This is a genomic window from Vibrio crassostreae, assembly GCF_024347415.1.
Lineage (GTDB): Bacteria > Pseudomonadota > Gammaproteobacteria > Enterobacterales > Vibrionaceae > Vibrio > Vibrio crassostreae.
This window is the reverse complement of the sequence record NZ_AP025477.1, coordinates 1,131,498-1,145,674: the sequence shown is the minus strand read 5'-3', so window position 1 is coordinate 1,145,674 and position 14,177 is coordinate 1,131,498. Positions and strand designations below refer to the sequence as shown.

Sequence of the window (14,177 nt, the reverse complement as noted above, 5' to 3'; positions counted from 1 at the left end):
TATAACTTATCTGAGTGCCAATAAATTAGCTGTATCGCGTTCTAAGCCTTTACCAAAAGAATGTGCTACAAGATGCCGAAATAAAGAGTGAAGGCTATCTAAGCGACGTTACATGCGCATATTCGAACCGTTGTGCTCGAAGGCAATCAAAAGAAGATCGGCTCTGTCGTTCATTATTCTCAACACACCTGTGATATTTTTGATGTAAGCACTGAGAAATCGAGTAAAAAGTTATCGGTAATGATAAGCAGACGAAAGGGAAGGGCGGTTGTTTTCTAGGCGGATTGACTGCATCTGTTCGAGTCGCTCTAATTAACTCAATCAAGTTAAAAATAACGTGAGCATTCGTTTGCGTCACCTGTTCGCTAACTTTCTTATTCAACTATTTTTTAATTTCGCTCTCGAAATAAATGGTTTAATGACTAAGATCAACTTAATTGTGTTCATTTAGTGATTTTTTCAAAACAAAAGTTGAAAGATTCAAAAATTATTGAATAATGGGCTTAACTAAAATTGAAGTAAATACTTCATCCAATTCGTACTGAAACAGGATCCATATCCAATGTCTAATTCGTTTGTTCTGGTTATTAACTCGGGTAGTTCATCCCTAAAATTTGCTGTCATTGATTCTGTTTCTGGTGAAGCAGTATTGAGTGGCCTAGGGGAGTGTTTTGGTCTTGAAGATGCTCGCATGAGCTGGAAATATCAAGGCGAGAAAACTGAAATTGCCATTCAAGGTGAGGGTAACCACCACAAAATTGCCATTGGCAAACTAGTTGGCCTGATGGAAGATCTAGGCTTCACTGCTGATATCGTTGCTATCGGTCACCGTATCGTTCACGGCGGTGAGAAGTTCACTCAAACCGTTCGTATTACTGAAGAAGTAACGAACGAAATTGAAAGTCTATCTGACCTAGCTCCACTTCATAACCCTGCAGGTGCTATCGGCATTCGTGCTGCGATTGAAGCTTTCCCTTCTCTACCTCAATTTGCTGTATTTGATACGGCTTTCCACCAAACAATGCCACAACGTGCATTCACTGGTGCAATCGCAAAAGAACTATACACAGACTTTGGTGTTCGTCGTTACGGTTTCCACGGTACGAGCCACTACTTTGTTAGTCGTGAAGCTGCGAAGATGGTAAACAAACCAGTTGAAGAAGCGAGTTTCATCTCTGTTCACCTAGGTAACGGTGCGTCTGTATGTGCTATCAAAGACGGTAACAGTGTTGATACATCAATGGGCTTCACACCGCTTTCTGGCCTTATGATGGGCACACGTTGTGGTGACCTAGACCCAGGCATCATCGAGTACCTACTTAAGAAAGGTTGGTCGCAAGAGCAAGTCTTCAACTCTCTTAACAAGGAGTCTGGCTTCCTAGGCGTGTCTGGTCTTACGAGCGATGCTCGTGGCATTTTAGAAGCAATGGAAGAGGGTCATGAAGGTGCTAAGTTAGCATTTGAGGTGTTTACTTACCGCGTATCAAAATACATTGCTTCTTACCTTGCAACGTTAGATTCTTTAGACGGAATCATCTTCACTGGCGGTATCGGTGAGAACTCTCTACCAATTCGTCGTGAGATCCTAAGCAACCTTAAGATTTTAGGTTTTGTTGAAGATGTAGCGGGTAACGAAGCGGCTCGCTTTGGTGCTGAAGGCATCATCGCGAAGTCTGAAATGCTAGACGCTGTAGCAATGGTTATCCCAACCAATGAAGAGTTCGTGATTGCTCAACAGTCGGTAGAACTTCTGTAATCTAAATAACTGCTTAAGCAAAAGCATAAAAATTCAAAAGCGAGCCCATGTGGCTCGCTTTTTTGTTGCTATGATTTAGGTATAGCAACCTTGGTGATGTTGCGGCGATCAACCAGTGCATCGAAAGTGGCCAGTTTATGATATTGCGTGTATATATAAATAAGGGCGTTTATAAGTAAGTGGATACTGCCCAAACTTTTGATTTAAATGGACTTAAATGGAGAGGAAAATGTTTAAACAAGTTTTGTTAGTAAGTGCAATATCGTTATCTAGCGCCACTACGGCTGCGGAAAAGCCGAATATTGTTTATCTACTGGTTGATAACTGGGGATGGGGTGATTTAAGTGTGCAGGGAAGTACAATACAGACGCCAACCATAGATGACTTTGCTAAAGAAGGTCTTAGGCTAACCAACTTTAATGTACAGAATCAATGTACTCCAACTCGCTCTGCGCTGCATACAGGTCGATTGCCGATCCGGACGGGGAATCAAAAAGTGCCTGCTCCAGGGGAACCTGACGGCCTTGCACAATGGGAGTATACACTACCAGAACTTCTTTCTGACGCAGGCTACAGTACGGCATTATTTGGTAAGTGGCATGTCGGTGCTAGTATTGAAAAACTTCCAAATTATCAAGGCTATGACTACTTCTGGGGAACGAATGAAGGGACTAACGCAGCATCTTATACCTCAACCCCCCAATGGGATCCCGAATTCGCTGAAACACCTTATATTTGGGAGGGGGTAAAAGGGAAACCTGCTGACAAGGTTAAACTTTTCGATATTCCAGCGAAGGTGATATTAGATAGAGAGATTACTGAACGCTCTATTGCCCATATTCAAGAGAAGGCGAAGTCAGGTAAGCCATTCTTTACCTACGTGGGTTTCACACATTTCCATCCCCCATTTACAGTACATGATGACTTTAAGAACAAATCTAAAGCGGGCATCTATGCTGATACTCAAATGGAGGTGGATTACAACATAGGCCTAATTTTAGATGCAATTAGAAAAGCTGGTATTGAGGAGAATACCCTTGTTATTTTGAGTGGTGACAATGGTGCTGGTAACTTTCCGCAGGGATCTGCGCTTGCTGCAGGTGAAATCGGAGGAGGCGGTTCAAATGGTCCATGGCGGGGTGGTTTAAGTACGGCTTATGAGGGAGGATTACGAACTCCAGCTATGATTCGATTCCCAGGCAAAATCGAAGCTGGTCGTGTCTCTGATGAGATCGTTGGTGATATTGATATGTACACAACGATTGCAAGCTTTGCCGGAGCTGCGGATCTAGTACCAAAAGACCGACCAATTGATGGTGTTGACCAGAAGGACTTCTTCTTAGGTAAACCGAAATCTAATCGTGATCACTTTGTTGTTTTTGTCGGTGATGAGTTGTTTGCTGTTAAGTGGCGAAACTTCAAAATGCACTTTATGGCGGCAGAATCAACGCACTCTCGAATAGAGAAGTTCACTTTCCCACAAGTCTTTGATATTAAAAACGACCCTAAAGAAGCCTATGAATTACTAGGTAACGAGGGTTACTCACATACGTGGATATTTGATCCGGTCATGAAAAGAATCGCAGATTTAAAGGCCAGCATGCATCAATACCGAAACATTCAGCCAGGTGAAGAATTTAAGGGTTACGACTAGCGAATAACAAATATATTTAAGGGAGTTTACTCCCTTTTTGTGTTTATTTTGTTAACTCTATGTTTGCTTTGTACGCTTTCTCAATGGTTTTAACTAACCATTGATTAAGTGCTGCATCGCGGTGGCTTGATGGGTGGCAAGCAACGAGTTTGATGTCGCATTCGAACTTATCAAGAGCGAAGCGCTTAAACTCTTCTAATTTCGGAAAGTATGGAAGTGGGGTTACGCAATTGGTATTTTCTATGCAGCTTAAGAAAGCGTTAAGATCTTCAAACTTAAATTGAATATGATGAGCAAGACCTTCACGCGTTAAGTGCTGAGAGAAGTTAATGTATTCCGAGTTCCATCCATTGACACGTAGTATGGCTAATGGGGAACGTAACGCTTCTTCGAGGGTGGTCGCAGGGTGCTCTTTTCTTGCATACAAAGAAAATCGGTTCTCACCAATCACCTTTTGTTTGATTTCCTTTGAGCAAACATCACTCCAAAAACCAACTGCAACGTGCACTTTTTCAGCAAGTAAGTCTTGATAAGTTGACGCTTGGCGATTAATGAAACTGAAGGTTGCTTTAGGGGCGTGAGATGCCAACATTTGCATTAAGTGTGGTTGAAAAATGTCTTGTAGAGCCGCATTGATAGCAATCACGATCTCACCCTGAAAATCTTTAGGCTCAAATTTCTCATTGGCAAAGGCTATTTGAATATCACTTCGTACCGCTTTGAGCTTTCGTTCTAGCATCACCGCATACGGTGTTGGTGAGAGGCCGGAGGATCTGCGAATAAATAGTTGATCGCCCGTTTCATCGCGTAGCTTTTGTAAGCTTTTTGATAAGGCACTGGGTGTTTTCCCTAATCGTTTTGCTGCTGCACTGATGTTTTGAGTTTCAGCGATAGTCAGGAACACTCGGATTAGGTTTAGATCAAAATTGATACTCAGCATGATAGCTCAACAAGTAAAAGTGATGGTTGGTATTTTACAGCCATCCTAAATATCAAAGATTATCGTACGTCAATTATAAGCAGTATTGATCGAATAAGGCCAAACGACAGGGTGAATGCTTGGCCTTTTTGTTATCAATCTTGCTCGTTGTGGCGCTTATCTATTTTGGCGATCAGCACGACCGAGACAATCAGCGTGGTATAAAACGCAATGTACCAAATCATAATGAATCCTTACTTGTTAGTCAGTTGTGGGCCACGGCGAATCAACCATGCAATATAGAGGCTCAGGCTTGAGAACAGCACTGCTGTGATCATAACGAGTGTGTCCATAGGGAAGCCTGCCGACTGGCCGTTTTGATAGTCGCCCCCACCAGTAAAGGTCGGTAAAACTTCATAAATGATCCAAGGTTGGCGTCCCACCTCTGACAGCGCCCAGCCGACCAAATAAGCTACTAACGCCATTGGAAGCGCAAGCATTGAGAACTTAATCATCCAAGGTGAAGCGGTATCAAGCGAGTTTTTGTAGCTCTTCACTGACCAGTAAGCAAATACACCTGTCAGCAGAATCCCCAAGCCAACCATAATGCGGAAGCTAAAGAACAAGAAAGTGACGTTCGTCATGGTGTCTTTGGCGGCATTTTTAATATCCGCATCGGTTGCAGACAAAATGTCATCGGTGTATTTACCCAATAGGTAAGCAAAGCCAAGATCTTTATGATGCGCAAGCAGGCGATGCTCAGCTTCTTGATTGGCGCGGTCTTGTTGGTATTCCTGCATGGCTTGGTAGGCGATCATACCGCTACGCACTCGTTGTTCGTTTTCTTCTAGTAGCTGTTTAATGCCTTTAATAGGGTTTTCGTCATCGCTACCTAATAGAAAGCCAAGAATGTAGGGTACGGAAATCTCGTACTTGTTCGTCATCTCTTTCATATCAGGAATGGCAAATAGAACCAAGTGTGGGTCTGCATCTGTTTCCCACAGAGCTTCAAGCTGGGCCAGTTTCATTGGCTGAGTTTCTGCTACCGCTCTACCTTGTTCATCCCCGGCTACGGCTAAAAACAGAGAAAGGAGCAAACCGCTGACAGAGGCGATAAGTACCGTTTTTTGAACGAAGAACGCATGTTTGTTACGCAGCAAAAAGTAGCAGCTCATACTTAACACGGCAGCAATACCGACAATGTAAGTTGCTGCAAAGTTATGTGCAAAGCGTAAGGCAGTCATTGGTTGGAAGAAGTAAGCGGAGAAGCTGTCACGAACATACATCAAGGTATCCAAATCAAATGATGATGTGGTATGAGGTGCGTGCATCCAACCATTAACTGCAATAGCAGAAGATTCCGCTATTGCAGGCATTAAAGGTAAGATCCAAGTTGCAATAACATGAATTTTAGGTGGTAGTCGCTTCCACCCTGCTTGGCTGGTAATAAACGCAATCAGAGTGACAACAATTAAAGTCGAAGGAATTCGACCTGTGAGGTCTTCTGGGTCAAGTACCTTGACGTAACTCCACCATACTGTCCAATCATCAGAAAATGGGGGAGTGGCAATACCCAAAAATATAATTACGATAAAAGTCGGCAACAGCATTTTACTGATGTACATAGAGGATGTTTTGTAGTCGATACGACCTGTTGTTACATAAAGTGTTTCGAGGATTGCTGCGACTAAAGCGGCACCTAGATAAATGGGCACCCACACATGGTGGGACGTCATACTAAATGCAAATTCTAAACGAGCATTATCGACAAGATCGATATAGTCCATCTTCAATACCTATAGAGATAATTATTGGGGGGTTATTTAATTAGAAAATAATTAAATAGGTTTATTGGTTGTTCGGTGTTTTAAAAAACTAATTAAGCATGCAATGAATATAACGACTTCGATGCCTAAAATAAGGGAGATGGTTTGGTTTGGAATGCCATCAATAATTAAGCTTGTGATTCGACCTGACGAAAAACTGGCGTAAATTGCTAAGGACAATAAATACATATTGTTTAATTGTTTGTTCAGTATGGCTCCAAAAGTGATAAATAGGCCGCAAAGCAAGATGAATGCGCCTACTCCTCTAAACTCACTAGCCCTATCTACAGAGTACGTGAAAGGTACGCCTGAATTAAAGTCAAAAAATTCAAACGGGCAGACCAACATTCCCATTCCTACATACGCAACTACTATTCCTGCTACTAAGAGCGTTTTTTTCATAAATATACTCCAACGAATTTAATAGAATATTATCAGAGCTAATTTGCCTGAGGGGAAAATCAGTTTTTCCTTATATATATGTATTATTTCCGCCAAGATATATCTGTTCGTACTTCTTACTTGAAAATATATAGGGCTGTTTAAATATAGCTAAGGCGAAAAATATGATTTTAACCACTCAGTGTTTTAATAAAAAAGTAAAGAAAAATATGCATGTCATGGCGAAACCTATTGGGGCAAAGTGCAATCTTGATTGTCAATATTGTTATTACCTCAGTAAAGAAGAATTGCTGGCGGATCGCCTTGGTGCATGCGAACAAATGAATGAAGAAAGCCTAGAAGCCTACATCAAGCAATATTTTGCAGCTCATAATGCTCCTCAAGTTAATTTTTCATGGCAGGGAGGAGAACCAACAATGTTGGGTTTGGACTACTTCCGTACAGTTGTTCGATTACAGAAAAAGTATTGTCCTAAAGATGTAGAGGTCCTGAACGACCTGCAAACTAATGGCACTCTACTTAACGATGAGTGGTGTCAATTTTTAGCAAAACATCAGTTTCTTGTTGGCATCAGTATTGATGGTGACGAGATGCTACACAATACCTATCGTACCAATCGCGCAGGCCGAGGCACTTGGCAGCAAGTCATGGGAGCAATTGAACTCCTTAAAAAACATGAAGTTTCATTTTGCACTTTAACCTGCGTGAATCGCCTGACGAGCCAATCGTCGCTTGAAGTGTATCGCTTTCTGCGTGATGTGGTGCAATCGCCACTGATTCAGTTTATCCCAATTGTTGAACCCAAAACGTTTCGTACACAATCACCACAAGCAAGCCAATGTATGCAAGGCGACCCTCGCTTATCGCCATCTCACCCAGACTCAATTGTCGAGCATTGGTCTGTTGAAGCCAAAGATTGGGGATCGTTCTTAAAAACGGTCTTTGATGAGTGGTATCGCTATGATGTTGGCCGTGTTCATGTGCAGTATTTTGAGGCGCTGTTTGCTACTTGGATGGGAGAGCATAACCCGCTCTGCACCCTAGGTGAGATGTGTGGCAAAGGTTTAGCCATCGAGCCCAACGGGGATGTTTACCGCTGTGACCACTTTGTTTATCCAGATTACTTAGCAGGAAATATTCACCAATCATCACTCGATGAGATGGCGTTTAGTGCTGTTCAGCAAGCCTTTGGTTATGCCAAAAGCAAGTCGTTAACAGCTCAATGCCGAGCATGCCCTTATCAATTTGCATGCTTTGGTGAGTGTCCAAAAAATCGCATTATTTCGTCTTCATCAGGCGAGCGTGGCCACAACTATTTGTGTGAAGGGTGGTACGACTTTTTCCGCCATATTGACGAGAAACTCGCCCATCTTCTGCGAGTTAACTCGCTTCCAGTGAAACACGGTCAATTTAAAACAAATAAATCTTAAATTAGAAAGGTAGAGCTCTATGCGTAAAAAATTAGTTGCACTCTCGGTTGCGGGGGCGCTTGGTGTCGCTCATACCGCCCAAGCTGCTGAAAAGCCAAACGTAATGTTCTTAATGGTAGATAACTGGGGCTGGGGCGATATCTCTAGCCAAGGCGGTCAAATCCCAACCCCAGAGATTGATAAAGTGGCAGAAGAGGGAATCCGCTTTCTCAACTACAACGTTCAAAACCAATGTACGCCAAGCCGAGCTGCAATGCACACGGGGCGTCTTCCGATTCGTTCAGGTACGTACAAGGTGCCAATTCTAAAAGGTGTGGCTGATGGCCTAGCTCCTTGGGAATACACCATTGCAGAAATGCTCAGTGACGATGGTTACAAAACGGCTTTGTATGGCAAGTGGCACATCGGCTCTGTCGATGGTCGCTTACCAATCGACCAAGGTTATGACGATTGGTACGGCTACCGAGGTGGCTCGGATGAGGCTGGTTACACCAGTAGTAAAGACTTCGACTCAAGTGTCGCTGAGATTCCTTACATTTGGCAAGGTGTCAAAGGAGGCAAGCCTGAAAAAGTGAAAGAGTTTAATCTAGACACCAAAAAGGGAATGGATGCAGAGCTGGTGGATAAAACCATTGAGTTCATCAACCAAAGTATCAGCCAAGACAAACCTTTCTATACCTATGTTGGCTTCACTACTTTCCATTCGCCATACACCGTGTCGGATGAGTTTAAAGGTAAGTCGAAACAAGGTACTTATGCCGATACTCAACTTGAACTCGATCATAATATCGGTCGTTTGATGACGGCTTTAAAGCAAAGTGGCCAGTTAGATAACACCATCGTCATCATTGCTGGCGATAACGGCTCAGGCAACATTGTTGAAGGCAATATCTTAAAACCAGGTGAAGAGCCTTTAGGCAGCAATGGCCCATGGCGAGGTGGTTTAAGTACCGCTTTTGAAGGGGGAATGCGTACTCCGGCGGTAGTGCGTTACGGCAACAAAGTTGAGGCAGGGCAGGTAACCGATGAGATTATTTCTGATCTGGATTGGTTCAGCACCCTAGCGCATTTGACTGGTAATGAAGACAAAATCCCAACCGATCGTCCTATCGACTCGATCGATCAAAGTGACTTTATTTTAGGTAACAGCGATAAATCTAACCGCAACTATGTTCTGACGTACGTGAACGATGAGTTATTTGCGGTGAAATGGAACAACTACAAGATGCATTTCAAAGTTGCCTATGAGACCCATGGCCGATTTGAAACGCTTACCTTTCCTTTGATTTACGATCTTGAGCGTGATCCGGGTGAACAATACGAAATCTGGGCCAATGAAGGTTACCAACACTCATGGCTAGTACAGCCGATTGGCAAGATCATCGCTGAAACTGCTCGTTCAATGCACCAGTACCCGAACATCCCAACTGGCGCTGACTTCAAAGGTTATAACGCCAAGAAGTAACGAAGCTGACCACCTTTTTAACTTCCATGACCGCTAGTGGGTAGCGGTCATGTCCATAATGATATTCAAATATTAAGAATAAAGCAGATGAAACTAACAAAAACGATGATGTGCGCAGCTCTAGGACTCTCTTTCCAAGTTGCAGCGGCGGATTACATTCGACTTGAAAGTGGTGTCAACCGAGATATTTACAAGTTAGAGACCGAAGTGAAAATGACGGATTCTGTTGCAGGTATTTTTAGTGTTGAAGGCAACAAAGAGACTGCAGGGTTAGAGTACAACCTCGCAACGGCTTACGGTAAGTATCGTATGCCTTTGTCTGAGAAAATGAGCGCAGAGTTTGATTTCGGTCTAGCGTATGAATCTATGGGTGACAACTATGCTGCTATTGCGAAGCAGTTGGGCATTTCAGATGATTTTAAGACGGAGGCTGGCGCAATTTGGGGTGGCGCAACTTTTAACTATCTTGTTCTACCAAACTTTATGACAACTTTTGATTTAATGGCAACGCAAGACGTGGTCAACGAGACCATTATCGGCATGTACCGGGCGCGAGCGAAATTTGTTTATCAACCTATAAAAAACCTCAATTTGGTGTACCGCACCGGCCTAAATTACGCTCAAAATGATATAACGAGAGATGTCGTTAAAGCTGGTCATTTAGTGTCAGATAACTATCTTGTGAGCCATGAGTTTTATGTTGGATACATGGGGGAGTCAGGTTTAGAGCCTTACCTAATGCTTAAAGATATGGAAAATGACGCAAGTTATGATGCAATTTTAGGCTTCTACTACCGCTTTAATTAGTAGGGTACTTATCCTTTTTAAATTATTGGCAGCTATGTCTATATTTAGTCATCAACTGAGATAATTTTACAAGATTTGAAACATGGTGTGGAATGTGCATTTGAACGCTTTTGGCTATGTTGCAGCTAGCTTGGTAAAATATTGAATGGTAGTGGAATATGTGAAAGCAGTATTATTAGATTGCCAACCAACGAAGAGTTCGTTATTGCTCAACAGTCGGTAGAGCTTCTGTAATCTAAGCAACCGCTTAAGCAAATATAGATGATTTGAGAGCGAGCCCAAGTGGCTCGCTTTTTTGTTTTATATGTATGGTTAAAGCATCTCTAATTGTGGTGACCAAATCAGAACAGAAAGAAGAAGCGTCACTATCGACGGTATTGCATCTTTCCAAGTGTCAAAACGGAAATGAAAGAATATTGCGCCTACTGAAGTAAAAGCAATGAAACTTGCACCAACGGCGCTTAACAATGAGTCTTCAGTAATCATACCAGCTAACATCACTATCGCACCTGTTGCTTCAACCACTCCCACCGCAAACATCGCCGCACGATTAAGTCCGTAGCGGCGGAAAAATGCTAATTGTGGTTCATAGATTTTATTTAGCCAACCAAAGATTTTGATTGAGCTTGCAAATAAGAAAAACGCAATGAGTAACCCTTGAATAAATAACATTGTTTAACCTCTCAACGAACAGTGACGGTAGTTAGGTCGTTGTTCGATACCATCTTAATGGTCGGTATATTTAGAAATAGTATTCAGATTTTATTTCATGAACGAGTCTATTTCGCTTAGTAAAGATGATCATACAGTCATTCACTATTAGCGCCACTGAGTGTAGCCATTTGACGTATGAGGCTCGTCCCTACTTGTTCATCAAGAGCCTCTGGTTCCGGATGAACGAGTCCTGCCTTACCTTTCATTTCCTTAAACCCTGTGGGGCCGTAAAACTCTCCCATGTTTCCAATTGTTGAGGCTAAATAAAGTGGCTTTGCTGCCTCTGCTGGGGTTGCTGCGAATAATTTACCATATACCCAAATGGCAACACGCTGCATAAATGTAGGGTTACCCTTATGCTGAATACCCGTAATAGAAACGCCTGGATGCGCCGCAATTACCTTAATATTGAATCCGTCTTTTGCAAATTGTCTTCCCATCGCGTGACTCAGTGCCAGCCCTGCAAATTTACTACGAGCGTAAGCGATTGTGTTGCCCTTTTGTTCAAAATCTTCCGCCATTTGAAGATCACTAAGATCCAATTCAGCCCCGTGATGTTCAGTAGAACACATGGTGATCACTCGTGAGTCACGAGTTTCTTTTAGTAGTGGTAGTAACTGCATTGTTAACGCATACGGGCCAACAACATGGACCGCAACATTTAGCTCGATTCTATCCTCAGATTCTCGACGCTTGTTATCAAAAAAGTAGACACCCGCGTTGTGAGCGAGTACATCAATCCGAGTATATTTTTGGGTTACCTGTTTAGAAAACGCCTTAATTGACGATAGGCTACTCATATCCACCGTTAGCACATCGATTAAAGCGTCCGGATGAGATTTGAGCAGTTCTTCACGTACCAATTCTCCTGCGGACGCATTACGCACAGCCATAACTACTTGATATCCATCGTCGAGCATCATACGAGTGTAATTTTTTCCAATGCCACCGTTAGCGCCTGTAACTATCGCAATGGGTTGTGATTTAGTATTCATTAATAGACTCCTCTAGTGTGATGCCGTTATTAAATCATTCCATTTAGGGGTGTTGAATAGTAAAATCGGTATACCACCCATTCCTACATGGAATCCAAATGGACAAGATCAACTGCATGAGAGTATTCATTCGGACGGCTTACTTAGGAAACTTTACGGCTGTTGCCGATGAGATGAACGTCACGCAAAGTTCTATCAGCAAAAAAATTGCCTGGTTGGAGCGTGATATCAGCTTTTCATTGTTCTATCGTAATAGTCGAAGAATTGAACTCACAAAACAGGGCTGTAGCTATCTGGCTTATTGTGAGCGAGTCATAGAAGAAATGGAGTCCACAGAAGCGGAGTTAAAAGGCGAACTCTCCGAGGTGGTTGGAGAGCTAACGTTGTCAGTACCGAGTGCGATGGCGACACGATTGCTTGCTAAACCTATTGGACAGTTTATGACTAAGCATCCAAAGGTATTGATCAATTTATCGGTAAATGAAAAACAAATTAACCTTATTGAAAGTGGTATTGACATCGCTATGCGTGTCTCTGTCCTCGAAGATTCTGATTACAAAGCCCGTTTTTTGTTTAACAACCAGTTGGTATATTTTGCTTCTCCAGACTATTTGAGAACCCGATCTACCCCGAAACTCACTAGCGACTTAAAACATCATGATTGCCTTACGTACTCTCTTTCCTCCCCATCAAACACTTGGGTATTTGAACAAGAGTTGGCCCCACAACTAAAGGTCAAGGTGAAAGAAGTCTTTAAAAGCGATAGTTCAGACATGCTGTTGGCTATGGCATTAGCGGGACATGGAATTGGAGCATTACCAAGTTGGATGGTTCAACCGTACTTTGAAAATGAACAATTGGTGCCGTTGTTTGAGCACTACACCGCGGCAAGTTTACCCATGCATGCGGTCTATAAGTCGGGTGAATATCAACCTTATCGAATACGTGCCTTTATTGATTTTCTGGTTGAGTACTTTAAGGGGAATGAGAAATCCAACGATGATAAAAACTCTCTCTAATGGGGCGCTACAGCAAAGCCAAAATTGCCAATAAGAGATATTTACCTGGTAGTCAAAACAGTTATCGCTTCTGAGTGATAACTGAGAATATACATGTATCTAAGATTTGGCTCTAAATCGAAGAGTCGAACATCGGTATTCTTTCGCCCCTTAGCTCCCAAGTTGTTCATTGAACAAATGCTGTTTGTACGCGCGTGGAGACATGCCCGTAATGCGTTTAATGCTTCTCGAAAACTGAGTGATAGAAGAGTAGCCAAGTTGTGTCGCAATAGTCGATAAATTCGACTGATTCTGTAGTATTAGCCATTTCGCATTGTGTTGTATCACTTCATCTTTCAACTTCTGATACGTAACACCATGTGCTTCTAAATTGTATTGAAACTGACGGACGCTTACACCTAGCACGCCGGCAATTCTATCAATACTGTAGTTTTCAGTTCCAAGATAACTGTCCATCGCATGTTTGACCGAATCTAAAAAATCAATCGGCTCTAATCTCGATTGTAGATTTTCAAAATACTCATTGGGTAAGGTCGTTTCTCGTTCTAATAACGAAGTTAACAAGCCAACGCTAGTGAACCCCTTTTGATAATGAATATCCGTTTGAGGGTTAGTCACTGTTAATGCCCCAAGTGTAAATAGCGACTTTGAAGGGGTGTGAATTTTATGTATTTTCACTGCCTTGCCCAACATGGTGTTGATCCATAACTGAACAAAGAGAACGAATACAAAGTCTGAGGGTGTGTCATCCAACCCATGGATCACTTGGGTTCTTTTTAGCCAAAATATGTCGCTATTTTCTTCTAACGTAATCTGAGCGGACGGTGCTTGTATCCGAGAAATCTTTATCATTTTCTGCAAAGAATCTCTTACATTGGTAGGCTTACTCGAACACTGGGCCAAGTAATGAGGAATAGCAAAGTTATTGATTATATATGTATAAAAATCAACGAGTTGTTTTGTGCTCAAAGTATGGTGTAAGAAGTTAAGAAAAACGATGAGTGGTTTAGACGGAAAGTAATATGAGTTTTGTTCATAGATATGATAGCTAAGGCCAAAGGCTTCTATATCTACTGTCTTTCCGAGTACTTTTTGATAACCACTCAAAATGGCTTTCACTAATTGGGCACTGACTAATGGAATCACTCTTAACTCCAACTTAACGTGATTTCTTATAATATACTCCCTTT

General features: G+C 42.3%; 12 protein-coding genes. 6 read left to right on the top strand and 6 right to left on the bottom strand.

The window, feature by feature from the left end; genetic code table 11:
- Window positions 1-562: 562 nt before the first annotated feature.
- Window positions 563-1,756: an acetate/propionate family kinase gene (locus OC193_RS20905; protein ID WP_048666314.1), complete on the top strand. Its 1,194-nt coding sequence runs from the start codon at window positions 563-565 to the stop codon at window positions 1,754-1,756.
- 229 nt (window positions 1,757-1,985) lie between these two features.
- A complete protein-coding gene (locus OC193_RS20900) occupies window positions 1,986-3,410 on the top strand; it encodes an arylsulfatase (RefSeq protein WP_048661157.1) in 1,425 nt (474 codons plus the stop codon).
- A gap of 43 nt (window positions 3,411-3,453) precedes the next feature.
- Here the strand turns inward: OC193_RS20900 and OC193_RS20895 are convergent, their stop codons facing one another.
- The 3 genes from OC193_RS20895 to OC193_RS20885 form a co-directional block, all read right to left on the bottom strand.
- A complete protein-coding gene (locus tag OC193_RS20895; protein WP_048661158.1) occupies window positions 3,454-4,350 on the bottom strand; it encodes a LysR family transcriptional regulator in 897 nt (298 codons plus the stop codon).
- A 233-nt stretch (window positions 4,351-4,583) separates the two neighbouring features.
- Window positions 4,584-6,116 (bottom strand): cytochrome ubiquinol oxidase subunit I, encoded by a 1,533-nt coding sequence (locus OC193_RS20890; RefSeq protein WP_048661159.1) that lies wholly within the window; start codon window positions 6,114-6,116, stop codon window positions 4,584-4,586.
- A 51-nt stretch (window positions 6,117-6,167) separates the two neighbouring features.
- Window positions 6,168-6,557, bottom strand: coding sequence for a DUF4345 family protein (locus OC193_RS20885; RefSeq protein ID WP_048661160.1), 390 nt, complete (start codon window positions 6,555-6,557; stop codon window positions 6,168-6,170).
- 164 nt (window positions 6,558-6,721) lie between these two features.
- Between OC193_RS20885 and OC193_RS20880 the strand changes: the two genes are divergently transcribed.
- The 3 genes from OC193_RS20880 (at window position 6,722) to OC193_RS20870 (ending at window position 10,259) form a co-directional block, all read left to right on the top strand.
- The gene (locus OC193_RS20880; RefSeq protein ID WP_048661161.1) at window positions 6,722-7,987 is read left to right on the top strand and encodes an anaerobic sulfatase maturase; all 1,266 of its coding nucleotides are present in this window, start codon (window positions 6,722-6,724) and stop codon (window positions 7,985-7,987) included.
- 19 nt (window positions 7,988-8,006) lie between these two features.
- Window positions 8,007-9,452 (top strand): arylsulfatase, encoded by a 1,446-nt coding sequence (locus tag OC193_RS20875; protein ID WP_048661162.1) that lies wholly within the window; start codon window positions 8,007-8,009, stop codon window positions 9,450-9,452.
- A gap of 87 nt (window positions 9,453-9,539) precedes the next feature.
- The gene (locus tag OC193_RS20870; protein WP_048662297.1) at window positions 9,540-10,259 is read left to right on the top strand and encodes a hypothetical protein; all 720 of its coding nucleotides are present in this window, start codon (window positions 9,540-9,542) and stop codon (window positions 10,257-10,259) included.
- Window positions 10,260-10,571: 312 nt separating this feature from the next.
- On the opposite strand, the gene OC193_RS20865 is transcribed toward OC193_RS20870, so the two are convergent.
- Both OC193_RS20865 and OC193_RS20860 read right to left on the bottom strand, forming a co-directional pair.
- Window positions 10,572-10,931 carry a DoxX family protein gene (locus OC193_RS20865; RefSeq protein WP_048662296.1) on the bottom strand — a complete coding sequence of 120 codons (360 nt, stop codon included), beginning with the start codon at window positions 10,929-10,931 and terminating at the stop codon, window positions 10,572-10,574.
- Between the two features lie 137 nt (window positions 10,932-11,068).
- A complete protein-coding gene (locus OC193_RS20860; RefSeq protein WP_048662295.1) occupies window positions 11,069-11,968 on the bottom strand; it encodes an SDR family NAD(P)-dependent oxidoreductase in 900 nt (299 codons plus the stop codon).
- Window positions 11,969-12,066: 98 nt separating this feature from the next.
- Here OC193_RS20860 and OC193_RS20855 point away from each other — a divergent pair, with 98 nt between their 5' ends.
- On the top strand, window positions 12,067-12,987 hold the full coding sequence (locus tag OC193_RS20855) for a LysR family transcriptional regulator (RefSeq protein ID WP_048662294.1): 921 nt from the start codon (window positions 12,067-12,069) through the stop codon (window positions 12,985-12,987).
- Window positions 12,988-13,137: 150 nt separating this feature from the next.
- On the opposite strand, the gene OC193_RS20850 is transcribed toward OC193_RS20855, so the two are convergent.
- The gene (locus tag OC193_RS20850; protein WP_048662293.1) at window positions 13,138-14,133 is read right to left on the bottom strand and encodes a helix-turn-helix domain-containing protein; all 996 of its coding nucleotides are present in this window, start codon (window positions 14,131-14,133) and stop codon (window positions 13,138-13,140) included.
- Window positions 14,134-14,177: the final 44 nt, after the last annotated feature.